At 33.4% G+C, this 25,474-nt stretch carries 25 protein-coding genes; 8 read left to right on the forward strand and 17 right to left on the reverse strand.

Going from position 1 to position 25,474, the window contains the following annotated elements; translation table 11 throughout:
- Nucleotides 1-215: 215 nt before the first annotated feature.
- The 10 genes from SOJ_RS11740 to norA all read right to left on the reverse strand — a co-directional run bounded on the left by SOJ_RS11740 (nucleotide 216) and on the right by norA (nucleotide 11,907).
- Nucleotides 216-1,055, reverse strand: a complete 840-nt coding sequence (locus SOJ_RS11740) for an aldo/keto reductase (RefSeq protein ID WP_002508327.1) — start codon at nucleotides 1,053-1,055, stop codon at nucleotides 216-218.
- Between the two features lie 223 nt (nucleotides 1,056-1,278).
- Nucleotides 1,279-2,628, reverse strand: a complete 1,350-nt coding sequence (locus SOJ_RS11745; RefSeq protein ID WP_002508328.1) for a hemolysin family protein — start codon at nucleotides 2,626-2,628, stop codon at nucleotides 1,279-1,281.
- Between the two features lie 303 nt (nucleotides 2,629-2,931).
- Nucleotides 2,932-4,089, reverse strand: coding sequence for an N-acetylglucosamine-6-phosphate deacetylase (nagA, locus tag SOJ_RS11750; RefSeq protein WP_002508329.1), 1,158 nt, complete (start codon nucleotides 4,087-4,089; stop codon nucleotides 2,932-2,934).
- Between the two features lie 220 nt (nucleotides 4,090-4,309).
- Nucleotides 4,310-6,241, reverse strand: a complete 1,932-nt coding sequence (locus SOJ_RS11755) for a PTS fructose transporter subunit IIABC (RefSeq protein WP_002508330.1) — start codon at nucleotides 6,239-6,241, stop codon at nucleotides 4,310-4,312.
- Nucleotide 6,242: 1 nt separating this feature from the next.
- A complete protein-coding gene (gene pfkB, locus SOJ_RS11760) occupies nucleotides 6,243-7,166 on the reverse strand; it encodes a 1-phosphofructokinase (RefSeq protein WP_002508331.1) in 924 nt (307 codons plus the stop codon).
- Nucleotides 7,163-7,921, reverse strand: a complete 759-nt coding sequence (locus tag SOJ_RS11765; protein ID WP_002508332.1) for a DeoR/GlpR family DNA-binding transcription regulator — start codon at nucleotides 7,919-7,921, stop codon at nucleotides 7,163-7,165. Before SOJ_RS11765 ends, pfkB begins: the two co-directional genes overlap by 4 nt.
- Before the next feature lie 222 nt (nucleotides 7,922-8,143).
- On the reverse strand, nucleotides 8,144-8,632 hold the full coding sequence (ybaK, locus tag SOJ_RS11770; protein WP_002508333.1) for a Cys-tRNA(Pro) deacylase: 489 nt from the start codon (nucleotides 8,630-8,632) through the stop codon (nucleotides 8,144-8,146).
- Nucleotides 8,633-8,714: 82 nt separating this feature from the next.
- Nucleotides 8,715-9,587: a UTP--glucose-1-phosphate uridylyltransferase GalU gene (galU, locus tag SOJ_RS11775; protein WP_002508334.1), complete on the reverse strand. Its 873-nt coding sequence runs from the start codon at nucleotides 9,585-9,587 to the stop codon at nucleotides 8,715-8,717.
- Between the two features lie 174 nt (nucleotides 9,588-9,761).
- Nucleotides 9,762-10,502, reverse strand: coding sequence for a hypothetical protein (locus SOJ_RS11780; RefSeq protein ID WP_002508335.1), 741 nt, complete (start codon nucleotides 10,500-10,502; stop codon nucleotides 9,762-9,764).
- Nucleotides 10,503-10,746: 244 nt separating this feature from the next.
- The gene (norA, locus tag SOJ_RS11785; RefSeq protein WP_002508336.1) at nucleotides 10,747-11,907 is read right to left on the reverse strand and encodes a multidrug efflux MFS transporter NorA; all 1,161 of its coding nucleotides are present in this window, start codon (nucleotides 11,905-11,907) and stop codon (nucleotides 10,747-10,749) included.
- A gap of 197 nt (nucleotides 11,908-12,104) precedes the next feature.
- On the opposite strand from norA, the gene SOJ_RS11790 reads away from it, so the two are divergent.
- The 3 genes from SOJ_RS11790 to SOJ_RS14735 all read left to right on the forward strand — a co-directional run bounded on the left by SOJ_RS11790 (nucleotide 12,105) and on the right by SOJ_RS14735 (nucleotide 13,810).
- On the forward strand, nucleotides 12,105-12,524 hold the full coding sequence (locus SOJ_RS11790) for a PPC domain-containing DNA-binding protein (RefSeq protein WP_002508337.1): 420 nt from the start codon (nucleotides 12,105-12,107) through the stop codon (nucleotides 12,522-12,524).
- A gap of 405 nt (nucleotides 12,525-12,929) precedes the next feature.
- Nucleotides 12,930-13,547: a DUF1361 domain-containing protein gene (locus SOJ_RS11795; RefSeq protein WP_002508338.1), complete on the forward strand. Its 618-nt coding sequence runs from the start codon at nucleotides 12,930-12,932 to the stop codon at nucleotides 13,545-13,547.
- Nucleotides 13,544-13,810 (forward strand): hypothetical protein, encoded by a 267-nt coding sequence (locus SOJ_RS14735; protein WP_002512086.1) that lies wholly within the window; start codon nucleotides 13,544-13,546, stop codon nucleotides 13,808-13,810. Before SOJ_RS11795 ends, SOJ_RS14735 begins: the two co-directional genes overlap by 4 nt.
- Before the next feature lie 343 nt (nucleotides 13,811-14,153).
- Here SOJ_RS14735 and mdh read toward each other — a convergent pair whose 3' ends face one another.
- The 5 genes from mdh to SOJ_RS11820 all read right to left on the reverse strand — a co-directional run bounded on the left by mdh (nucleotide 14,154) and on the right by SOJ_RS11820 (nucleotide 18,068).
- A complete protein-coding gene (gene mdh / locus SOJ_RS11800) occupies nucleotides 14,154-15,089 on the reverse strand; it encodes a malate dehydrogenase (protein WP_002508339.1) in 936 nt (311 codons plus the stop codon).
- 116 nt (nucleotides 15,090-15,205) lie between these two features.
- The gene (locus tag SOJ_RS11805) at nucleotides 15,206-15,817 is read right to left on the reverse strand and encodes a DedA family protein (RefSeq protein WP_002508340.1); all 612 of its coding nucleotides are present in this window, start codon (nucleotides 15,815-15,817) and stop codon (nucleotides 15,206-15,208) included.
- A 59-nt stretch (nucleotides 15,818-15,876) separates the two neighbouring features.
- Nucleotides 15,877-16,176: a hypothetical protein gene (locus SOJ_RS11810; RefSeq protein WP_002508341.1), complete on the reverse strand. Its 300-nt coding sequence runs from the start codon at nucleotides 16,174-16,176 to the stop codon at nucleotides 15,877-15,879.
- 25 nt (nucleotides 16,177-16,201) lie between these two features.
- Nucleotides 16,202-17,110, reverse strand: a complete 909-nt coding sequence (locus SOJ_RS11815) for an aldo/keto reductase (protein WP_002508342.1) — start codon at nucleotides 17,108-17,110, stop codon at nucleotides 16,202-16,204.
- 31 nt (nucleotides 17,111-17,141) lie between these two features.
- Nucleotides 17,142-18,068, reverse strand: coding sequence for a CobW family GTP-binding protein (locus SOJ_RS11820; RefSeq protein WP_002512084.1), 927 nt, complete (start codon nucleotides 18,066-18,068; stop codon nucleotides 17,142-17,144).
- Nucleotides 18,069-18,293: 225 nt separating this feature from the next.
- On the opposite strand from SOJ_RS11820, the gene SOJ_RS11825 reads away from it, so the two are divergent.
- Nucleotides 18,294-18,737, forward strand: coding sequence for a MarR family winged helix-turn-helix transcriptional regulator (locus SOJ_RS11825; protein WP_002508344.1), 444 nt, complete (start codon nucleotides 18,294-18,296; stop codon nucleotides 18,735-18,737).
- A gap of 144 nt (nucleotides 18,738-18,881) precedes the next feature.
- On the opposite strand, the gene cydC is transcribed toward SOJ_RS11825, so the two are convergent.
- Both cydC and SOJ_RS11835 read right to left on the reverse strand, forming a co-directional pair.
- Nucleotides 18,882-20,558, reverse strand: coding sequence for a thiol reductant ABC exporter subunit CydC (gene cydC / locus SOJ_RS11830; RefSeq protein ID WP_002508345.1), 1,677 nt, complete (start codon nucleotides 20,556-20,558; stop codon nucleotides 18,882-18,884).
- Nucleotides 20,555-22,186 (reverse strand): ABC transporter ATP-binding protein/permease, encoded by a 1,632-nt coding sequence (locus tag SOJ_RS11835; protein ID WP_002508346.1) that lies wholly within the window; start codon nucleotides 22,184-22,186, stop codon nucleotides 20,555-20,557. Before SOJ_RS11835 ends, cydC begins: the two co-directional genes overlap by 4 nt.
- Nucleotides 22,187-22,451: 265 nt before the next feature.
- On the opposite strand from SOJ_RS11835, the gene SOJ_RS11840 reads away from it, so the two are divergent.
- The 4 genes from SOJ_RS11840 (at nucleotide 22,452) to SOJ_RS11855 (ending at nucleotide 25,395) form a co-directional block, all read left to right on the forward strand.
- The gene (locus SOJ_RS11840; protein WP_002508347.1) at nucleotides 22,452-23,327 is read left to right on the forward strand and encodes an undecaprenyl-diphosphate phosphatase; all 876 of its coding nucleotides are present in this window, start codon (nucleotides 22,452-22,454) and stop codon (nucleotides 23,325-23,327) included.
- Between the two features lie 327 nt (nucleotides 23,328-23,654).
- Nucleotides 23,655-24,356 carry a hypothetical protein gene (locus tag SOJ_RS11845; protein ID WP_002508348.1) on the forward strand — a complete coding sequence of 234 codons (702 nt, stop codon included), beginning with the start codon at nucleotides 23,655-23,657 and terminating at the stop codon, nucleotides 24,354-24,356.
- 5 nt (nucleotides 24,357-24,361) lie between these two features.
- Nucleotides 24,362-24,826: a YaiI/YqxD family protein gene (locus SOJ_RS11850; protein ID WP_002508349.1), complete on the forward strand. Its 465-nt coding sequence runs from the start codon at nucleotides 24,362-24,364 to the stop codon at nucleotides 24,824-24,826.
- Between the two features lie 2 nt (nucleotides 24,827-24,828).
- Entirely contained in the window at nucleotides 24,829-25,395 is a 567-nt protein-coding gene (locus SOJ_RS11855) for a TIGR00730 family Rossman fold protein (protein ID WP_002508350.1), read from the forward strand.
- Nucleotides 25,396-25,474: the final 79 nt, after the last annotated feature.

Below are 25,474 nucleotides of genomic sequence, written 5' to 3' on the forward strand. Positions count from 1 at the left end.
ATCGCTACTAGAACTATTTCAATACTTATTATTATACATATATATAGCACATCGTTTTTTAAAGGTACTGGCGCATAAGGAATAGTATAAGTCAGAACTACTGGCTCAATCCATATTATAAAAATTAAAAGCACCAAGCCATTAGAAAAAACTAATAGATTGATGCTTTCTATTTGAGCTTGAAATATTTATGCTCTAGGTTGTTGTATCACTTCTTATTTCAAACTACCTATACGTACATTATCTGGATCATTTCCTTGACGGTCATCACAATTCAAACGATCTATCTCAGCAATATCTGTCAATTCTAAATTAAAGTCGAAAATATCGTAATTTTCTTTAATGCGTTCTGGTGTTTTTGATTTCGGAATAATTAAGCGATCATGTGACAAATGCCAACGCAATACAATTTGGGCTGGTGTTTTACCATAGCGGCTTGCCATATCTGTGATCAATTCGTGTTCTAATAAACCTCTATTTCTCATCAATGGCATCCATGCTGTCACAGCGATATCATGCTTATTACAAAAAGTTTGTAGTTCATGTTGATTAAAATACGGATGCACCTCTATTTGATTCACAGCAGGTACGATTTCAGTTTGCGACATTAGTTTTTCTAAATGGTGCGCATTAAAGTTACAGACACCAATTGCTCGGACTTTGCCTTCTTCATATAATTTTTCCATTGCTTTATACGTTTCAACAAATAAACCATCCGCTTCACATGGCCAATGTATTAAAAATAAATCTAAATAATCTGTTCCTAGGTTTTCTATCGATTTTGTGAAAAATTTGATTGTATTGTCATAACCTTGGTAATCATTCCAAATTTTTGATGTAAGAAATAAATCTTCGCGCGCTATTTCAGATTGTTTTAATGCTTTGCCTAACGCTATTTCATTTTTATAAAAATAAGCAGTATCAAATGCACGGTAACCCGCTTCTAAAGCAGCTGTTACTGCAGGTGCCATTTCTTCATCTGCAATTTTATATACTCCAAGACCCACTCTCGGCATTGGATAACCATTATTTAAATAATACACGTCTTCTAACATAATTAATCCCCCTTCAACTAAGTTGAAATTATTATAAAGATATATCGTTATACTTTAATCATTATAGCAATACGTAATACATGTATCACGCATAATTGTTTCAATATCAACGCCACCACTATTATGGTAGTAATCTAAGCCTTCTCATGTGAAACTCATATACAAAAAAGCTATCGACATAATCAGAGACTTTATCGATAGCTTTAAATATATAAGACAATGATTAATCGTTATCTTCATTGTCTTCATTATCTTCAGGTGTGGGACGTGTTGCATTGTATTCAACTTCTAATAAAACAGTAATGATTTGATGGTTATCGACTTCTGATATAATCCAACGATCATATTCAGTATCGACATAATCATTTTGTTGTAAGTTTGTATTATGTGCTTGCAACCAACCACCGATTGTATCAATGTCTTCAGAATCAGCAAATTCAATGCCGAGTTCATCATTTAAATCGTCTAATAATACACGACCACTGATTTGATATCTGCTGTCTGTTACTTTTACAACATCGTTTACTTCGTCGTCATCAAATTCATCACGAATTTCGCCAACGATTTCTTCTAAAATATCTTCCATCGTCAAGATACCTGCTGTACCACCATATTCATCAATAATCAAACTGATATGAACATGTTCACGTTGCATACGAACTAACGCATCGCTAATACGTGTTGTTTCAGAAATCATTGGTAAATCATGAATGTAATTACCTACTTTAATAGGTTTGCCTGAAGCATATTCTGTTAAAAACTCTTTTACATTAAGAAAACCTTTCACATGGTCTTTGTCCCCATCTTCTGTAATCGGGTAACGTGTAAATTGATGTTCTTTAATTGTATCTAATAGCTCATTTACATTAAACGGTTCGTTCAATGTAGTCATTTGTGTACGAGGCACCATGATATCTTTGGCTTGTCTCTCATCAAATGAGAAGATGTTTTGCATATAAGCCAATTCTGTTTGGTTTATTTCGCCACCGTTATAGCTATTGTTTATTATAATTTTTATTTCTTCTTCTGACATTGCATCGTTATTCGCATCAGGATCTACACCGAACATACGTATAATCATTCTTGAAGAACCATTCATTAGCCAGATCAACGGTTTCATAATGGCACCGAAGTAATACAATGGTCTAGCATATATCAATGCTACTTTCACAGTATGTTGAATGGCCAACGTTTTTGGTGCCAGTTCACCGAGTACTACGTGCAGGTAGGTCACAATGATAAATGCGACAATAAATGAAATTGTCGTTGTTAAGGCTTCAGGTAAATTAACTGCTTCAAATAATGGATGTAATAATTTACTAAAGGTCGGTTCACCTAACCAACCTAATCCTAAAGATGTCACTGTAATACCCAATTGACACGCTGATAAGTAGTAGTCCAAGTTTTTAATCATTTTTTTTACTATACGTGCATTACCATTGCCTTCTGCTACGAGTTGTTCAATTTTTGTCGCGCGGACTTTCACTAATGAAAATTCCGATCCTACGAATACCGTTGTTAATGCTATTAAAAAAACAAATAATGCTAAATTTATTATGGTCACAGTTTCCAATTAGTTCCCTATTTCTAGGGATTCACCTCCAAATATCGTGTCACAATAGGTGACCGTACATAAGATTTATTGCTATGTTGCATTTTCATATTATATACTAAATCCTTCCCATTTGTGACACCTCCCGAAAAATACGCATTTCTTCTATTTTATCACAATCTTAAGTCATCATGTAATTTGTACGTACGAAATTTTATTTCTCTAACTTAACATTTAAACGCAAATTTTAAGTCGCGTCAACTTTTTGATTCAATTTACACTTTACATAACACGTTTTAAAGTGAGTTAAATTTCAGATTGTTATTAAGAAAATTTGTGTATTTCGCCTGCTTTTATAGTAGTTTGGACTGTAATTTCATCATCTACTATAACGATGTCTGCGTCTTTTCCGACCTTCAAACTCCCTTTTTGCGATTCAATATTTAATGCGATTGCTTGATTTAAACTTGTTACTCGCCATAAATTATCTGGTGAATCACCCGTATATTGTATTAGATTTTTCAGTCCTTCATTCATTTTCAATATGCTACCCGCCAGTGCGCCAGATGCTAATCGAGCTTCAGAACCTTTTACTATAACGTTTTGTCCGCCTAAATCATATTCACCATCTGGCATACCTTTCGCTCTCATTGCATCAGTAATTAAGAAAAAGCGTGTATTCCCCTTTTGTTTATAAGCAATTTGAATCGCTGTAGGGTGTGAATGAATACCATCCACGATAAGTTCAGTACTTAAGCTATCATTGGTCCATGCCGCACCAAAAACACCTGGTTCTCTATGCTCGAATGGAGTTCCAGCATTATATAAATGCGTCACATGTTTAGCGCCACGTGCTACCGCTTCATTTGTTTCATCAAAAGTTGCAACCGTATGACCAATAGAAAAACGTATTTGATCATGTAACGCCTCTAATGTTTCGTGAGCACCTTCAACCTCAGGAGCAAATGTGATCACTTTAATTTGGTTGTTAGCTGTTTTTTGAAATTGTTGTACTTTTTCTATAGAGGGTCTTTGCACATAGGCTGGGTTTTGCGCTCCTACTTTATGTTCAGAAATAAATGGTCCTTCTAAATGTATGCCTACGATGTCGGCTGCTTTTAGAACGTTCTGTTGTTTCTGATATTCGATGATGTTTTCTAATGCTTTTGTAATATTCTCGTCAGATTGTGTCATTGTTGTGGCTAAGAAACTTGTTGTGCCTTCAGATAATAGTGATTCTGCTAAATGTTTCAATCCATCACATGATGCGTCCATCGCATCTTCTCCATAGCCACCGTGCATATGAATATCTATAAACCCTGGTAAAACATGCTGACCTTGAGCATCATAAGTTGTTAACGCACCTTCATAATCCCCTTTGCCTACGTCAGTAATTTTATCGTCCTTAACAATAATATATCCGCGTTCTATTATTTCTTCTTCAGTATAAATTCTCCCATTTTCAATCACATATTCAACCATTTTCTCTACCTTCTTTTCTTTGTTTTACGCAATGTGTCTATTTCAACACTTCGCTTTTTATTTTACCAAACTTAAGTCTTTTATTATATTCAAAAGTTTTTGAATTTCAGTATTACATATAAATAAAAACCAGCAGAAATACTCATTAACTTGTGAGCTTCTGCTGGTTTTTTCTAAGTTTATTCATTTTATAAAACTTTATACACTAGTTAGCTGTAACTTAAGAACTTTGTATTTCGTCTTCCGTCACTTTTGGTTTTAACAATCCATAAATGATTGCACCTACGATTGATCCTATAACAATTGCAATAAGTGATTGTAACACGTGACTGAAATCAGTACCTACTATAACAAAGATACCACCGTGTGGCGCTTGAATTGAAGAACCTAGTCCTAATGCGATTGCACCTGCAACCCCTGAACCCACCATCATTGATGGAATGACTCTTAGTGGATCAGCTGCTGCAAACGGAATTGCTCCTTCTGTAATGAAAGATAATCCCATTACATAATTTGGTGCGATAGAACCTTTTTGCTCTTTAGTAAATTTCTTGCGGAAAATTAACATCGCTGTTGCAATTGCGATTGGTGGTACCATACCACCAATCATTGCCGCTGTAATTGGTGCAGCATTGCCTTCTGTTAACGCTGCAGTCGCAAATACGTATGCTGCTTTATTAAATGGTCCACCCATATCGATAGCCATCATTGCACCAATGACTAATCCTAAGAGCATAATATTCGTTCCTGATAAACCTTCTAAACCATTAAGTAGTAAATTATTCAACCACGACGCTGGAGGGTTTAATACATAAACCATTACTAAACCTGTGATTGTTACTGATAATACTGGGAAAATTAATGTAGGTTTCAAACCTTCTAATGATTGAGGTAACCCGCTGACAAGTTTCTTAATACCTTGTGTTAAATAACCTGCTAAGAAACCTGCAAGAATACCTCCGATAAAACCTGCATCACCTGAAATTGCTAACATACCACCAACTAAACCAGCTGCAAAACCTGGTTTATCTGCAATACTACGCGCAATATAACCAGCGAGAATTGGTATAATTAACGCAAAGGCACTCTGATTACCAATATTCCATAATTGTTCAGCAAATGCATTATACTCAGAACTATTTGGATCATACGAGTTTGGTCCAAATAAGAAAGCGATTGCCATTAAAATACCACCGGCAATAACAAGCGGTAACATATTGGAAACACCATTCATTAAGTGTTTATAAATTGTTTTACCAAAGCCTTGTTTTTCATTACTTTCAGACTGATTTGATGCTTTATGATTGCCTTTGGCTACAAATGGTTTACGAGAAGTATCTTGTGCTATATTGATCAGTTCTTCAGGGCGTTTAATACCATCTGCAACTGGTACTTCCACAACATTTTTACCATCAAAACGGTCTGTTTCCACATTTACATCTGCTGCAACAATGACGCCAGTTGCGCGACGAATATCTTCATCAGTAATGTGGTTTTTTATGCCACCTGAACCATTCGTTTCAACTTTTATTTTTACGTTCATTTTTTCAGCTTGTTTTTTTAAAGCGTCACGAGCCATATAAGTATGTGCGATACCTGTTGGACATGCCGTAACAGCTAAGATATAGGGTTCATCCGAATCTGTTGCTGGTGTAGTCGCAGCTGCTTGTGTTTCTGCTTCTTCCTCTTCGGTCGCTTCATCATCTGCTTTATCTATAATTTGAAGCACTTCTTGTGGAGAATTTGCGTGAAGTAAATCTTCACGCACTTTTTCGTCCATTAAAATACCTGATAGCTTAGCTAATGCATCTAAATGAGTTTGTGCCCCACCTTCTGGCGCTGCAATCATAAAGAATAAATGTGCAGGTTGCATATCCAAACTTTGATAATCAACACCTGTTTTTGATTTGCCGAATGCAATCGCCGGTGTGTCTACTGCTGCTACTTTTGCATGGGGTATCGCGATACCTTCACCAATACCTGTAGTACTTTGTGATTCACGATTATGAATCGCTTCTTTAAACGTTGTTACATTATTGAGTTTGCCCGCTTTATCGAGTTGATTCACTAACTCATCAATAACACCATTTTTTTCTGTTGAAGAAAGGTCCATTGCAATTGTATCTTTTGTTAATAACTCGGTTATTCTCATCTTATTCACTCCCACCTAATGTTGTAATCATTACTTGTGATTTAATATTTTCAATAGACGTCCTCGTTGCCAAGTCATCGTTAAATGCTGTTGCCGTCCCAGCCGATACAGCCTGTTTAAATGCTTCTTTAATAGATAAACCAGAATTTAGCCCTGCAACCATCCCCGCTACAGTACTATCACCTGAGCCTACTGTATTTACTACTTGACCATTTGGTACAAGTGCTTTGTAACTATGTTGCTTGTCTACGTATACAGCTCCATCTCCACCGAGAGAAATAATGACTGAAGTCGCGCCCATTTTCAAAATTTCACGGCCGTAATTCATTACTTCTTTATCTGAATTGATAGTCGTATCGAACATCACTTCTAATTCATCTTTATTTGGCTTGATAAATAAAGGGTGATATTTCAAAACAGATTCAACGAGTTCTTTTTCAGCATCAACGACAAGTTTCGCGCCTGTATCTTGTGTGATTTCCGCAATTTGTTCGTATGCGTTAGCAGGTACACTTTTAGGAATGCTACCCGCAACAATAACTGTATCGTGTTCTGAAGTATTGCTGATTTGTGTTAATAAGGCTTCGAATTGTAATTGAGTTATATTAGGTCCTGGCGCGTTAATTTCTGTTTCATGACCTGTTTTCAATTTGACGTTAATACGCGTATCTTCATCAACATGCACAAAATCTGTATCAATTTCTGCTTGCTTTAATGTTTCTTCAATAAATCGACCTGGAAATCCCCCGGTAAAACCTAACGCTGTAGATTGAACACCTAATGTTTTTAAAACTCTTGAAACATTTATGCCCTTACCACCTGCAAATTTATTTGTTTCAGTTGCTCTGTTTAACCCATTAAGTTCAAATTCATTTGAAAACATAATGTAATCAATAGAAGGATTAAAGGTTACTGTATAAATCATAATGTTCCTCCAATAAAATTATATTTTTCAGCATAATATTGAAAAGTCACGCCTTGCATCGCTTTTGCAGAAGTGACTAACGCCACATTCTCTAGTAAAGGCACATGTGCGAAATATACTTTTTCATATTTAGCATGGTCTACTAATACATAAACTTGCGTTCCTAATTCCATAGCATGGTGCTTTATGATTGCTTCTTGTTCATCTGGTGTAGTCAGTCCATATTTCATGTCAATACCGTTCATACCGAGAAACACTTTATCAAAACGATATCGATTCAGCGTCTTCAGTGCACTCGCACCTACTGTCGCAAATGTTGTTGCTTTCACTTCTCCACCAAGGATGAGTGTTCTAATACCTCGTTTTAATAATTCTTCTACGTGCGTCAAACCATTTGTCACTACAATAATGTCATTTGCATTAATATATGGAATCATTTCTAAAGTTGTTGAACCCGCATCTAAAAACACACAATCGTCATCATCTATTTGGCTCGCTGCTAATCTCCCAATTTCTTGTTTTTCTCTTAGATTAGTACTTCTTTTATCAGCCAAATTAGGTTCTAACAAAGATGATTGATTTAGCTTTGCGCCACCATGTATTCTTTTTAACTTTCCCATTTGTTGCAATTTTGATAAATCGCGACGAACTGTTGAGGCACTACTACCTGTTCGATCAATCAATTCTTGTAGTGTTAAAAAGTCTTTTTGTGACAATTCAGCCAATATTAACTCGTGGCGTTTTTCCGTGATCATCGCTTCACCTCATCTCAACACCATTATAATGTTTCCGCTTTCATTTTTCAATCATTATTTACCAAAAACAATCAAAATCAATCAAAAATATAACACATTTTTTCAAAATCTCTTCATTTAGCTATCTGCTTTAAAAATCAAATCAGTTTTTTATTTCATAAAACAAAAAAACCATAAAGCAGGAAATAATCCGTTACTTTATGGTCATTAGCTTAATAATATTTAATTATGTTCATCATGTGTCACTTTTTTAACTTTGGCTCGTGTTGTTCTAATTAAATGCGCTACATCTATTTTAATTTGTGTACCACGTGCTCCACCACTGACATAGATAGCATCTATTTCTTCAACTTGTCGATCAATAATTGTTGGGAATTGCCGTTTCATACCAATCGGGGAACAACCGCCACGGACGTAGCCAGTCACTTTTTTTAAATCATCAAGTGGCATTAACTGTAATTTCTTTTCATTAACTGCTTGCGCTGCTGACTTCATATCAAGAGAGGCATTTACAGGAATAATAAATACAAAGTGCGCATGTTTAGCATTTTCTAACACGAGTGTTTTATAAACTTGTGATACATCTACGCCGACTTTTTCAGCTACAGTCTTTCCATCCATATGACTTTCTGATACCTCGTAAGTATTGACGCAATACTCAATTTTCAAGCGATCGAGCATACGCATTGCATTTGTTTTAACTTCCTTCATTACAACACCTCGTATCATATGTTAGTAATAATTCACTAAGTTATAACTGATATCATTCATACTTTTATTTAAAATCTAAGATTTATTTATCTAAGTCTAAGTTTTTTATAAAACGAGTTAATTCTTCATGCATAGATTCATCTTTTAAAGCAAATTCAATTGTAGTTTTCACAAAACCTAATTTTTCACCTACATCGAATCGATCACCTTCAAAGTCGTAAGCATAAACTTGATCGTGTTTATTTAACCTTTCAATTGCGTCCGTAAGTTGAATTTCTCCACCTGCACCTTTGCTTTGAGTTTTTAAATAATCGAAAATATCAGCTGTAAGAACATAGCGACCCATAATTGCTAAATTAGACGGCGCAGTGCCTTGTTTCGGTTTTTCAACGAATTCTTTCACTTCATATTTTCTACCTGATTTTTCTAATGGATCGATAATACCATAGCGATGTGTTTGGTCTTCTTCTACTTCTTGTACGCCGATCACAGACTTTCCAGTTTCTTCATAAGCTTCTATCAATTGCTTAATGGCTGGATTATCAGATTCAACAATATCATCACCTAAAAGCACCGCAAATGGCTCATCACCTATAAATTGGCGTGCAGAATAAATAGCATGACCTAAACCTTTTTGCTCTTTTTGTCTTACATAAAATATATTAGCAAGTTCTGTAGAATATTTAACTTTTTCTAGTAAGTCCGTTTTTCCTTTATCTTGTAAAATCATTTCTAATTCTTTTTGATTATCAAAATGGTCTTCAATAGCACGTTTATGTTTACCAGTAACTATAATGATATCTTCGATGCCTGCTCGTGCTGCTTCTTCTACTATGTATTGGATTGTAGGTTTATCTAATATAGGTAACATTTCTTTTGGCATAGCTTTCGTAGCTGGTAAAAATCTTGTTCCTAACCCAGCTGCAGGTATGATTGCTTTTTTTATCTTTTTCAAAAATGCTCATCCTTTTCATTAAAATATTTTAACCTTGGTTTATATAGTTTGCACTCATTTCAATTGATAATATTATCATAACATTGATACTTACTGCTTTATACTAATTTCATAGCATAAAAAAAGCCGCGCAACTCCATTTTATCATCAGTTTACGCGACTTTTATTTTACTTTTAATTTAAGGATGGCTGACGAACTACGTCACCCACTTTGTTTACTACCACTTTATATTCTTTTTCTGTTTTAGACTCATAAAAAGTATAAAACATACCTTCTTTAGATGTTTTAACATTTTTGAGAACTGCATTCTCACCGAGTTCATCTTTAGCATACTTTTCAGCAATTACTTTTGATTCTTGCGGTGAAATACTAGGTGTATTAGAAGTTTGTTGCTCTTTCACGCGATATGACTTATCAAAAATGTGCGCTTTATTATTTTTATCTACCGTAACTCTATAAAAAGTGTTGGGCTGTTCTTTGTTTTCAAAAGTAAAAATATAATAATAGGCACCTTGGCATGTGCGATCAATACCATAATCATTATATGCATTAGCAGCATTATTATCTTTATTCACAAGTGTTTGTGCTTCTTTTTGTGCTTCGGAGAACTTGGGTAAATTAGAATTCCCGATTTCATTATTTTTTAAATTGTGTGTCGTTTTTTTAGCTATTGGTACATATGCTTCGGCATTATAAGGTTCTTCTTGTTCAACATCTTTCACTGCTGCACTAATAGTATTATCACTGTTGTGATTGTCGTCACCTTTAGTTTCAGTTCGTTTATCATTGTTTGAACAACTAGAAATTGTTTCATGAACTTTTGCTAGTGCTTGTTGATTTGTAGCTATAAATAAGAGAAAACATAAACAACAAGCAAGAAGGAATGCCATAATTGATAAAATTAAATTTTTCAAATTCATCCCCTTACTTACATTACTTTTTTAATATTTCCTACATATTAGCATATTTTATTAACTTAAAACTTATATAGACCACAATTTAAACCAATCGTAATCTCTGTAACATTAATATTACGCAATATGACTTTATTTAATCTTAATGTCATATTGTGAGTCATATAACACAAAAATTATGTAAATTAAAAAGAACGTACGTGAATGAGTCTACGTACGTTCTACTTTATTTATCTTTTTTAAGTTATGATTTTCTAAGGTTCGTTCTTATCATTTTTTCAACTAGTATAACAAACATACCAAGTATCATTACTACAACTGCCATATATAAAGGATATTCAAAGTTAACGTCATATAACGTCCCAGCCACTAAAGGTCCTATAAAATTCCCCATACTCGTAAAAGTGGAATTTAAGCCACCTGCAAAACCTTGACGATCTCCTGCAATATTAGAAAAATAATTTGTGATTGCAGGTCTAATCATATCAAAACCAATAAACACAATAAAGCTGATTACCATGATAGACCAATAACCATCCACAAATGTCAAAGCGAGTAATACAATTGCTGAATATATCAACGAGTAATTGATAAATGTGAGTTCTTTAAAATGTTTCATAAATTTATCAAAGAAGAATACTTGGAATACAGCACCTAAGATACCTCCACCTGTAATTGCAAATGAAATATCTAAAGGTGAATAGTGTGCTTTATCTGCTGTATATAATGGGAATAATGTTTCAAATGCTGATAAGCCAAAAGCGAGCACAAGTGTTAAGGTGATTGGTGTAAGGAAGACTTTCCAATCAATTTTTGTAAGTAATTCAGGTTGATACACTGTAAATCCATCTTGCGTTTCATTTTTAGGGTTTTTAATCAAGATAATAGAAAGCAGTAATGCTAAACAGCCACTAAATCCTGCTACGTAAAATGGTAGCCTATGAGAAAATTCTGCAAGAAAACCACCTATACCTGGTCCTAAAATAAAGCCAGAATTAATAATTGCTGACATATAGCCAAAATTCTTAGCTTTATCTTTACCTATTGAAATATCTGCAATCATTCCAGTAACACCAGGCATAACCATACCAGCACTGAACCCACCAAGAATTCTAGACACAATTAAGAGTGAGAAAGTATGACTAGCGGCAAACAAGAATTCTGATATTGCAAAAAGTCCTAACCCAATACAAATAATTAATTTCTTTCCTAATTTATCTGCTAACGTCCCACCAAATGGCGAAATAACCATTTGAGCTAATGCAAAGACGGCAACAAGAACCCCTAAATCGCTACCTTTTAATCCTAAATCTTTCAAATAAACAGGAAGAACTGGAACAACTAAACCAATACCTAAAAAGACTAGAAAAATATTAAAATATAAAATTACAAATTGCTTATTCACGTTTCTCACTCCATTCGTTTATACCATTCATATCATGATACGTTCTTTTAATATATATATATAATATTAGAGTATTTTATAACATTTATACATCAAAAGACAATAGAAAATTTTGTTCATCTAAACACTTTTATATAAACTATAAAAAAGAACTTGTATACTATAGTTGTAATCAATTTTAAGAATGGAGGTTTCACATGGTATATCAAGTTGACGGAAAGACAATTGTGCTTGTTTTAGAACGTGGCGAAGACATTGTAGAAGCAGTGACAGATATAGCTAAAGAACAAGGCGGTAAATTCGGTACAGTAAGTGGCATTGGTGCTTGTGATGATGTAGAACTTAATTTTTATAACATCGACACTAAAACTTATGAGAAAAAATCCTTTGAAGAACCATTAGAATTAATTAGTCTTTTAGGTAATATCTCTCACATCGATGACAAACCATTTGCGCATTTACATGCAACCTTTGGGACTAATACTTACGCAACACTTAGTGGTCATTTAACGAAAGCGGTCGTTTCAGCTACAGCCGAAATTGTAATCACTATGACCGACTTAGATATTAACCGTAAACATGATGAAGCAATTGGACTTAATTTATTAAATTTATAACTGCATCCTAACCAGTGGATCGCACGTAGATTAATTGCACTATCGACTCATTAAAGACTGATGAAAGGTTCCGCATATATGGATTCATCAGTCTTTACTTCTTTTCTAGCTAAAACAATTAAGCTTTCATTTAGTCGTTTTTTTTAAATGTATTTATAACTACAATCATTCTTTTTTTATTCAACCGTAAATCATTTAGTTAATAACAATTCATCATTATCATTGATATTTACATTCAAAAAATGTATTATATAATCTCATATTCAAAAATACGAGTTAATTTTCCCTTAGCTTTTTTAATATTGAGAGGGAATTTTTATTGGCATTTTTTCAATAAAATTGCTATTACTAGTAATTTCCACAATATATTTAAATGCTTTATTCAGAAAGAAAGTAGGTGTATTTATGAAGGCTCGTTATATCGCTAGAACGATATTTCTAATATTAATCATTATTTCTATTTTCTTTAATGATTACTATCAATTTATGACTTTAAATTTATTTCTAGCATATGTGCCATTTGAACTATGCTTACTCTTAAATCTATTTAAACCTGTACATAAATATGAATGGCCACTATTTATTATTTTTGCTCTTATTTTCTTATTTATGGTGCCTAACACACTTTATATGGTTACAGATTTAATTCACTTAAATCAATTTACATTCAATTTCTATCAAGGTTTAATATTAGTAGAATGGGCATATTTCACTTTTCTAGTATCAGCAGTGTTACTTGCATTGTATTTATTAATTTTAATGTTTTTAGAAATGGAAAAATTCACGCCTTACCTCTGGTTAAATAGAACAATAATCATTGCAATGATGTTTTTAAACGGTTTAGGCATTTATATTGGACGTTTCTTACGTTTACATTCAGTCTACCTTATTAATGAACCGCTTCGCATTATCAATAAAGTATGGTCAAATTTAAATCTTGAAGCAATATGCTTTGTGCTGTTGCTTGTAGTATTACAAGGCATATTAATTTTATTTGCGAAAGGGGTACGAAGTGCAAGATGACATTTAACATTATAATTTTGCTTATTGTATTTCAATTAATTATTGGACATCTATTGCATGATATAGGATTTTCATATACTCGTAGTATCATACTCATGTGTCTCCCTTTAGGTATTGGATTATTTTATTTACAATTATTTTATTATGAACGCCGTTTCCCTAATTGGGACGTACCAAAAAATGTAAGAGTAAGACTAAAATACATGTATATATTAACATTCTTTGAATATGTTGCTTTATACATCTGTATTTTTAGATTGTAATTAATTCGAATTTGGATTATAAGTATAAGTAAGTAAATCTAGATCATAGTTTTAAGTTGAATAAAGGGCTATTAAGGTTCCATAACGGAACCTTAATAGCCCTTTTTTATATTGAAATAAAATCGGATGGTAATACATAAATCAAAAGTTGTAATTTGACCTAATATGCCCGCCCCACAAGTCTGCCTAGCAAATGGCATACAAGAGCTTAAGCTCTTGCATAAGAACTAAAGGGCATTTTCAATTCACTCAGCCACTGCTAATTTAATGATTGAGGCTGAGACATGTATTTTGTCTCAGCCTCATAGTTCTAATAATCTTTCTTAGTATATTTCACTATTGTTTATTGTTTGAGTGATTTTTTTACTTCTGTAACTGCGTTTGCAGAAACTTGTAATTGTGCCTGTTCGTCTTCAGATAATTGTAATTCTACGATACGCTCTATACCTTTAGATCCTAAAATTGTTGGTACGCCTAAACATATATCAGAGAAACTGTATTCTCCCTCTAATAATGCAATACTTGGTAATAAACGCTTCTGATCTTTTAAAATTGCTTCAACCATACTGTAGACCGCTGATGCAGGTGCATAATACGCTGAACCACTTCCAAGTAATTCTACGATTTCTGCGCCTCCTTTTCGCGTACGCTCTACAATCTGTGTAATTTGCGTATTGTTCAGAAGTTTATTCAGAGGCACGCCGTTTACATTTGTTGATGTTATTAAAGGTAACATCGTATCGCCATGGCCGCCTAACACTAATCCTCTGATATCTTTAACCGATACATTAAGTGCTTCTGCAATAAATGTTTGGTATCTAGCTGTATCTAAGACACCCGATTGTCCGATTACACGTTCCTTTGGAAAACCAGAGGCTTGTAATACAGAATAAGTCATGGCATCTACAGGATTTGTAAGTACGATTATTTTGCAATTAGGTGAATATTTTACAATTTCTTTCGTTACATCATGCATCACAGCTTCGTTGACTTGAACTAAATCGTCACGACTCATACCAGGTTTGCGTGCCACACCAGCAGTGATGACAACTACATCAGAGTTCGCTGAATCAGCATAATCAATAGTACCTGTTACATTAACATCGAAACCATATATCGGACTACTTTCTAATATATCTAGTGCTTTTCCTTTCACAAGGCCTTCACTCTCTGGACGGTCAATGAGTACGACATCTGCGAGTTCTTGTTGGGCCACAATAAAAGCTAATGTTGCGCCAGTATTTCCAGCACCTATTATCGAAACTTTTTGCTTTGTCATAATGCAATCCCCCTATATCGTCAATACATATTGTATGTTTATTATAACATTTAAAATATGTATCGCGCTATTTAAATCATAAGAATCTAAAATTTAATCTGGGGAGAATATCAATCTTATTTTTGCGTTCTTTGTCGTTTGAACCATTTCCAAATGACAAAAATAATTAAAATAGCTAAAATAATATAAATAATACGAGAATATATATCCATATAATAAACAATCGTGTGCCAATTACCACCTACGGCTTGGCCTAAATAAATTAACACTGCGTTCCAAATGATAGTACCTACTGTAGTAAATAGTATGAATAAGGGGATATTCATACGTGTTAAACCAGCTGGTATTGAAATTAAACTTCTCAATAAAGGAACAAAGCGACAGAAAAAGACTGTCCAATAACCATATTTTTCAAACCATTGAATTGTCTTATCTAAATCTTTCGTCTTCAAACGTAAAATCTTTCCATATTTATCTACAATACGGTAGAGATTACGTTCACCAATCCAAGCGCCTATACCATATAACACAATCGCTCCGACTACAGAACCAATTGTTGAGGTAACTAGAACACCAGTATAGCCTAATCCAGATTGGGTAGTCATAAAACCACCGAACGTTAAAATGATTTCAGATGGAATTGGTGGAAATATATTTTCTAAAAAGATAAGTAGGCCTATGCCCCAATATCCATATTGTTCCATAAATTGTGTAATCCACTGTTCCATTTACTTCCTCCTATTTTGTTCGATAATACATAACCTTTATTTCTCTGGACGTTCATAAATTAAAGTAAATTATTTGCCGCTGCATATAAATATAGTGATGCACCAAATAATGCCATAGATAAAATCGTTAATATTAACGCTAGTATTGCAGTACGTTTGTAATGTTTTATAAACGCTACAAATAAAATACCCGCGTTATAAAAGAAAAACAATCCAAATAGCGTCATCATTAAAGTTATATCAGGAAATGCTAAATTTAAAATTGCGATGACAAGTGCAAATCCTAAAAATGGGAAATTAATAAAATTACGTTGAAATTTAAGTTGGTTTCTTTGATGTTGTTCGTTCTGTGTATTCATTAGTTACGCTCCTTCAATATGTACTTTAAGGGATATCGTGGCCTAGGGAAGCTGTATAAATATCAAACCATTCTTGATCTGTAATTGTAACTTCTAAACCTTTTATTGCTTCGTCAATACGTTCTATTTTATGAGTGCCTAATACAGGCATTATTGTTGCTGGATGTTTATTTAACCATGCCATTACAATGCCATTCACACTAGTATGATATTTTTGTGCTAGGGGGGAAATCACGGCCATAATTCGAACAGATTTTTCATCTTCTAAATCGAATAATTTACCGCCTGCCATAGGACTCCATGACATCATTTTAACATTATCTTTATACATATGATTCATTAGGCCATTTTCAAGTATATCTATAGTATATGGCGAAATTTCTAATTGGTTTAATGTAATATGCAACTTATCAGAAACAAGATGTTTGCTCAATAAATCATATTCTGATTTATTAAAATTAGAAACACCAAATGATTTCACTTTCCCCTCGTTAACTAAAGCAGTGATTGCTTCAGTCACTTCTTGTGGATCCATCAAAGGTGACGGTCTATGAATAAGTAGTGAATCCAGATAATCTACTTGCAACTCTTGTAGAGAACGATCTACAGACTTTTGAATATGATGCTTACTATGATCATAACGGTGACCGTCTGCTTCATGTATACGTTCTGATGGCAGCACAATACCACATTTAGTAACAATCTCCATTTGTTCACGTAATTGAGGAGATAATTTCAATGCTTCTCCAAATATACCTTCACATGAGTACCCACCATATATATCAGCATGATCCATAGTAGTAATACCTCGTTCTACTAATTCATTAAGGTAACGATTTAATTGTTGTGGTGTCCACTGCCAATCTTTTGCTCTCCAGAATCCTTGTATTACTTTTGAAAATGAAACATGTTGATTAATCTTTACTTTATCCATATTACCAACACTCCTTTTAATATTTAAAAAATTAAGTGAATTGTAGCATGTCTAATTGATTGCGTATGCGATTAACATCTATTTGTTCACCTATAAGCACAATGGTTAAAGGCATGGATGCATCAATAACTTGATAGTCTGGCAAACCAAACGCATATTGAAATTCATATGTATCATTTGGCATATCACGAAACTTTACGTATCCCTTTAATCTTAAAACATTATCTGGCAAGCGTAAAATAAATTGATAGAATAGTTGCCTATCTATTGGTCCAGAAAACTGATATTGCATACTATTTATCCCATGATGATGTGTATGTCGTTCTATATTTTGTCCTTTATTTTGCGTTACTGAAATTAATTGCTCCATATCTAAATTTGCATAACTCGTATAAAATGTCGGTGCATATGGATTAATTTCAAAAATTTCATTTATACGTTCTTTCTCTTTTTCATCAATTAAATCCATTTTATTGACTACAACTGTATGACTTGCATATAATTGTTCTTCCATCAATTGTGTTGTACTATGAGTATATTGGGCTCTGGTTAAAAATCTTGGAGCGTCGACTAAGCCAATAACCACTGGTGGATTAACGCTTGCGACGATTTCAGGATCTTGACATGCCGCAATTATTTCGATTGGGTGTGCTATACCTGTCGCTTCAATAATAATATGGTGCATTGCACTTTTGTTTAGAAAATGTTTTAATTGTTTTATTAAATCTTGTTGCAAGTCACAACATACGCAACCATTTAATATTGACGCAACCTCAATATCATCGCTGATTGCACGGCTATCTACATCTAAGTTACCGTATTCATTTACGATGATACTCGGGTTTTCATCATTACTTAGTAAATATTTTACATAATTACTGAGAAATGTAGTTTTTCCACTACCTAAAAAACCTGTTATGATTGTAATTGACGTTTTTGGATTTTTAATTTTTTTCATATAACCACTCATTTCTTGATACAAATGTCTGCATAAAAGTACAATTATTCGTATAATTAAACTTTTACTTGATAAAATTTTAAATTTCTTCTAAACTTTATACGTACACTACATTTTAGTATGGCACAGTACAAAAGTGTTTTGAGGAAGTGTCACACACACATCATAAGACGGATTCAGGTCCGATACAGAAGAAAACGGATAGAATGTCTGGAGGAGAACTTTATGTCTGAACCACTTAATTTAAAAGAACAACTTTGTTTCAGTTTGTATAATGCTCAAAGACAAGTAAATCGCTATTACTCAAATAATGTCTTTAAGAAATACAAATTGACTTATCCACAGTTTTTAGTTTTAACAATCTTATGGGCTGAGTCACCTGTCAATGTTAAGAAAGTCGTTACTGAATTGGCACTTGATACAGGTACTGTATCTCCATTACTTAAAAGAATGGAACAAGTTGACCTAATCAAACGCGAGCGTTCTGAAATCGATCAACGTGAAGTATTCATTCATTTAACTGATAAGAGCGAAGCAATTCGCCCTGAATTAGATACAGCTTGTCAAGACGTTGCAGTAGCATCTTCATTAAGCACAGATGAATCTAAAGAACTAAATCGATTACTTTCAAAAGTAATCACTGCCTTCACAGAAGAAAAAGCAAAATAATTTTTCAATGGCAATGGTAAACATTAGATAGTTCTTCTATCTAAATTTATTCATTAAATATACTTGATTTATAATGAGAGCTCAAACACAAATGTGTTTGAGCTCCATTTTTTGACTTATAAGCAAAATAATGTAACGTTTCGTTTAAGAAACATTCATTTCAACCATTTGATATAAATAGCCTCTTTCTGTAATTAGAGACTGATAACTTCCACTTTCTACAATTTCCCCTTCACTCATAACTACAATTTTATCAAAATACGGTAGCAACCTTAAATCATGTGTTGCAACAATTAAGGTTTGAGCTTTGGTATGAATGATGTCCATTACACTATCTGTATGATATATATCGAGTGCTGTAGTAGGTTCATCCATGATCCAAATCGGTACATCTCTTAATAATAATCTTGCAATACCAAGTCTCTGTATTTCACCGCCTGATAATGTATTACCAGATATGGTAATGTATCGATCTAAATCGATATGATCCAAACCTAAATTAGCTAGAACGTTGCGTAGTTCAACATCATCTTTTTCAGTAAACAAGTTTTCTCTCACTGTACCATCAAATAACTGTTGTGTTTGTAATAGGGCATTGATTTGACTATATTTTTCTTCATCTACGATATTTGTAATATCTTGATGATTTAATAATATCTCTCCTTTATCACTTTGATACAAACCTAACATGAGTTGCAATAACGAACTTTTACCAGATCCTGAAGGTCCAATAATAGCAACATGCTCGCCTTTATCAATTGATAATTGGATATCTTGTAATACATAACTTGATTGATTCCAATACTTGAAGTTGAGGTCTCGAACCTTATACAATGGCTCGGTAGGTAAGACTTCTAAATACATTGCTTCCACGCCCTGCTTCATAGGATGAGCAATCACTTCATCAATATCATAGAAAGCTTCATCAGTATCCGCTTTAAAGTAAGCTACATTACTCATAGGTATCGCTTGTTCGAAAAGCGTCAGCATCATTAATACGATACTTGTTAAATAAACAACGTCTAATTCTTGATTTTGTACTTGAACTACACCTAAATACAGTGTGAAAAATAGTGCAATCATCGAAACAATATTTAAGCTATATTCGTATAGTGATAAAAATCGTTGCTCTTTTGCTTGAGCTGCTTCATAGTCATCCAGTTGATGAAGCACTTGTTTTTTATAAAATTCTGTTCGACCAAAACGATCCAACTCTTCATAACCTTCTTTATAATCATAAAATTGGTTTAAAAAATCGCCTTGAACTTTGTTAACTTGCCTTTTCAGTATACGTGCACGCTTAGCACTTAACCACGGTATAACTACTAAGGTAGCAATCATACTAATACATATGATAATCGCATGTACATATGAGAAGTAAATCATTACGATTGTAGAAATGATTGCTGTAACACCTATTACTACAGGTGGATAATAAACACGCAAGTATATATTTTGCAGAGCTTCAACTCTGCCAATCATTCGTGCGATTAAATCACTAGAATTAAATTTTCGATATACGTCGGGAACGACCGGAATTAAATGTTTGAAAAATTGAACCCTAACGTTTCTAAGCATTGTAAAAGTCGCTCTATGTGATAACAACCTTTCAATATATCTGGCAATTGCTCTTATAAATCCAAATAATTTTACTGAAGCTATCAGAACCATTAATGCAAATAACGGGGCGCCAAGTGCACTTTGCGTTACCATATAACCACTTAAAAAGAACATGCTAAGTGCTACTAAACTTCCTATAACTCCCACAATAATCGAAAGTATCAAATCTCTATCTATTTTAAATTGAATATGTGGCTTCATGTTACGTCACCACCTTTATCATTGTTTCTTCTCTCTTGTGTATCTATCGATGTCAAATAGCCATTTTCAATATATATACGTCTATCAGCATTTTTAATAGTATTTTCTCTATGTGCAATCGTAATAACAGTTGTATCCACAAATTGTTGTGCAATTATATCTTGTATAATATTTTCTGTTTTCACATCTAAGCCAGTAGCAGGCTCATCAAAGATAAGTACGTCTGGTTGAATCATTAGTACTCGAGATAGTTCTACACGTCTCATTTGACCGCCTGAGAGCATCTCACCGCCCTCTCCAATCCATGTATCTAATCCATCCTTTAAAGATAGTACTTTTTCTTTTAAATCAACATCATCTAATACTTTTAATATTTTATTTTCATCCATCGATTGAAACATAGTAATATTATCGCGTATAGAGGCATTAAAGATATAAGGCATCTGACTTAAAAAACCTAATTTCAAATTGGCATTTTGATAACTCACTTCACCTGACTGGGCATCGAAACGTTGTACAATAACCTGTGCAAGTGTCGATTTACCCGCACCACTTTTCCCGACGAGCGCAATTTGCTCTCCTCTAGAAATATTCAAATTAATATTATTTAAAGCATTTTGTTGTGCATCATCATATTTAAAGCTAACATTCTCCAATTTAATTAATGCAGATTGTTGTCCATTTGTACGAATCTCAGGTTTCAGCGCTTTTTCTTGTTCATCTAATAAATCGAACACAACGTCGCTCGATCCTTCACTTTGCTTTCCTGTGTGAAACGATTGCCCTAAATCTTTAATAGCGTTATAAAATTCAGGCGCTAATATGATTGCAATCGCAGCTGTTTTAAAATCAATACTATTGAATAAAATCAATCCTAATCCAGCTTCTAAAGCTACAAGACCAATCCCTAGCATACTAATAAATTCAAGCATGAGTCCGGATAGAAAAGCACTTTTTAAAATACGCATAGTTAAATCTCTGAATGTCGTACTTTCTTCATATAATTCTTGTTCTGTCTGAGCTGTTCTATTAAAAAGTTTTAAAGTGATAAGTCCTTTAACTTTGTTTAAAAATTGCTGACTGAATTGGTTTAAATAGGTCATTTTATCTTTAGATTCATCACGTGTTTTTAATCCAAAAATAATATAAAAAAGAGGAATAAATGGTGCAGTGACTATCATAATTAAAGCCGTATTTAAATGAATAAAACACATAGCAACAATGATAAACAATGGAATCATCATTGATTTAAATACTTGCGGGAAATAACTATTAAAAAATGGAACAATACCATCAATACTTTCAGTCAAAGTATTCATTTGAACGCCAATTGGCTCTTTTGACTGTTTGAATATAAGTTGGCGTCGCAAATCATATTTCACTTTTGTAGACATGCGATTACCGATCATTTGATTTATTGTATTAAATGTTGCGCGTGCGATTAAAATAAATAATGTAAACAGTAATAGTATTAACAAATTTTGGTTCGTTTCCAATAACATTGCATTTAAAATTTCTGCAATAGCAATATTCTGAACGACTACGGTAATAGCTAATAATGTACTGATTACAAACATAAACATTGGGTATATTTTATATTTAAATGCTAAATTTGTTAATCTTTTCACAATTATCACCTGCCACATATTATAAACTGATTCATTGAAAATTAAATGAATTCGCTCATTATTATTAGTAATTTTTTATGCTAATTTCATATTTCAGACATAATTAGGATTTTCTCTTTTTCAACGCTTGAATTCCTTTTATTATATTAATCTCAGTCTTTAGTCTAAAATTACATTTAGATGTGGCGCATTACATTTTTATTGTGCTATCATTATAAAATGAAAATCTATGAAATTTAATTAGTAATATGAAAGTAGGTAAATTATGTTAATACTTGAATTGATTAAAGGACTTATTCTAGGTATTGTTGAAGGCTTAACAGAGTTTGCACCTGTTTCTTCAACAGGTCATATGATCCTTATCGATGACATGTGGTTAAAATCAAGTGAATTTTTAGGATCAGAATCAGCCTTCACCTTTAAAATTGTAATACAACTTGGTTCTGTTTTTGCGGGTGCATGGGTATTCCGTGAACGTTATTTCGAAATGCTTCATATTGGTAAGTACAAAGCATCTTCTATCGATGGCGTTGGTCAAAAACCGAATCGCTTAAACTTACTACATATTATTGTCGGTATGATTCCTGCAGGTATTCTTGGGTTATTATTTGATGACGTTATTCAAAAATACTTATTCAGTGTTCCAACTGTAATGATTGGATTATTTGTTGGTGCTATATATATGATCATAGCTGATATTTATAGTAAAAAAGTTGCAAATCCACAATCAGTTGACCAAATCAATTATATCCAAGCATTTGTAATTGGGCTATCACAAGCAGTTGCAATGTGGCCTGGTTTCAGTAGATCTGGATCTACAATATCTACGGGTGTATTAATGAAGATGGATCACAAATCAGCATCAGACTTCACTTTCATTATGGCTGTACCTGTTATGTTAGCAGCTAGTGGCTTGTCACTCGTTAAAAACTTTGAATATATTCATTTAGACCACTTTGGTTTTTATGCATTAGGCTTTATCGCAGCGTTCGTTGTCGGTTTAATTGCAATTAAGACATTCCTGTACTTAATTAGTAAAGTTAAATTAATTCCTTTTGCTATATATAGAATTGTTTTAGTTATTATTATCGCTATCCTTTATTTCGGTTTCGGTATTGGACAAGGTATTTCAGGCGAATAATATTTCAATGGACTATTGCTTATGCATCAATATAACTAAATGTTTTGAAACAGTGAGACTGAAATCTAACTTTTCTAATAAAGTTTCGTTGTATAAACTCAGATTAATAAAGTTGACTAGCAAAAGAATGCAAGTGTATTTTTAGTTCAGTCAGCTACTACCAAATTAATAATCGAGGCTAAGGCGTATATTTGTCTTAGCCTCTTCTTTTTTATTATCGCTATGCTAAATGACGTTTATCTTTCTGTATAGACTGTATTTAGCGTTTATTTTCGTGTATTATAGGGTAATATGTAGATAGTATAAAATTAAATGGAGGCAACGAGTATGGACAAAAAGCAATTAATCAAAACAATCATCACAGTAGCACCTGTGTTTTTAGTACCGCTAATCGTTGAACGCAAACGTATTAAGGATCATCCTGATGTGAAAAAAGCAAGTGACGCAACAGTTAGTGCTTCTAAAACAGTTGCAGATAAATCTGTACGTGTTAAAGATAATGTTGTAGAAAAATCTTCTCACGCAAAAGACTACGTTGCAGATAAAAAACATGACATGGATCAAAAACGTGAACTTAAACGTATCGCAAAAGAACATGATCCAGCCTATATTGAGAAAAAAGGCGAAAAATTAGAAAAAGAAAATCGCAAAGAAGCAGATAAAATGAACAAACTTCTGCAAAAAAATATAGACAAACGTCATAAAGAAGAAGAAAAAGCACGTCAAGATAATAAGAAACAACGTATCAAAGACATGAAAAAATCAAATAAACACATGGAAAAAGTTGGTTTAACTCCAGGTAAACTTGATGATGAAACAGAGAAAAAAGGCGAAAAGCTAGAAAAAGAAAATCGCAAAGAAGCAGATAAAATGAACAAACTTCTGCAAAAAAATATAGACAAACGTCATAAAGAAGAAGAAAAAGTGCAAGAGAAAAACAAAAAAGCACGCTTATCTGAATTCAAAAAGTATAAAGACTACGTGGCCAAAAGTGTTGTTAAACAAAACAAAGAAGAAAATGGTAAATAACGCTAATGACACAAGTCATTATTGATGGAGATGCTTGTCCTGTAACCAATTCAGTAATTGAATTGACTGAGGGGACAAGCATTTTTGTTACCGTTGTTCGCAGCTTCAGTCATTTTTCTACAGTAGTACAACCAGACCACGTGAATATTATCTATGTAGACGATGGGCCAGACGCTGTTGATTTTAGAATTGTAAAACTGGTACGCCCTAGTGACATTGTGATCACACAAGACTATGGCTTAGCTAGCTTACTTTTAAACAAGACGAAAATAGTTATGCATCATAAAGGTTACATCTATACGCAACAAAACATTGATACATTATTAGAGCAACGTCATGCGAGTGCTCAATTTAGAAGAAGTGGCGGACGTACAAAAGGTCCCTCAGCTTTTACTGAGCAGGATGTAGCTGAATTTGAAGCTATCTTTTCGTCTATCATTGCAAATCAGATGTCGAGCAAGGAGGAATAAATATGAAAAGCATTGCGGTGTATTGTGGTGCCAGTAAAGGAAACGATGAAACCTATATTACTGAAGCTTATCAGTTGGGTAAGTATATGGCTGAACAAGGTTATGAATTAATATTTGGGGCTGGTTCTGTAGGTATCATGGGCGCTATTCAAGACGGCGTATTAGATCATGGCGGTCGTGCTGTAGGCATCATGCCAAATATGTTAAATGAAAAAGAAATTACAAGTGGAAAATTAAGCGAATTGATATTAGTAGATTCTATGCATGAAAGAAAAAATAAAATGGCTGAATTAGCTGATGCTTTTGTAATGGCTCCAGGTGGCGCAGGTTCATTAGAAGAATTTTTTGAAATGTATAGTTGGTCCCAAATTGGTATTCACGAAAAACCTATTGCCGTGTTCAATATCAATGGGTTTTTCGAGCCCTTACAAGCACTTTTAGATCACATGATTCAAGAAGGTTTCATAGATTCTAAATACAAAAACCTTGCTCCTTTGTGCAACACGAAAGAATCACTATTCGAAGCGATAAACAATTATAAACCACTTGGTATTAGAACTTATGATTAAATATATCGTATTAAAAAACTAAACGTTGGGATATAAATCCTAAACTTCAATAGACGGGGAGTGGGACAGAAATCAAAAT

Source organism: Staphylococcus sp. OJ82 (genome assembly GCF_000294465.1).
Taxonomy (GTDB): Bacteria; Bacillota; Bacilli; order Staphylococcales; family Staphylococcaceae; genus Staphylococcus; species Staphylococcus equorum.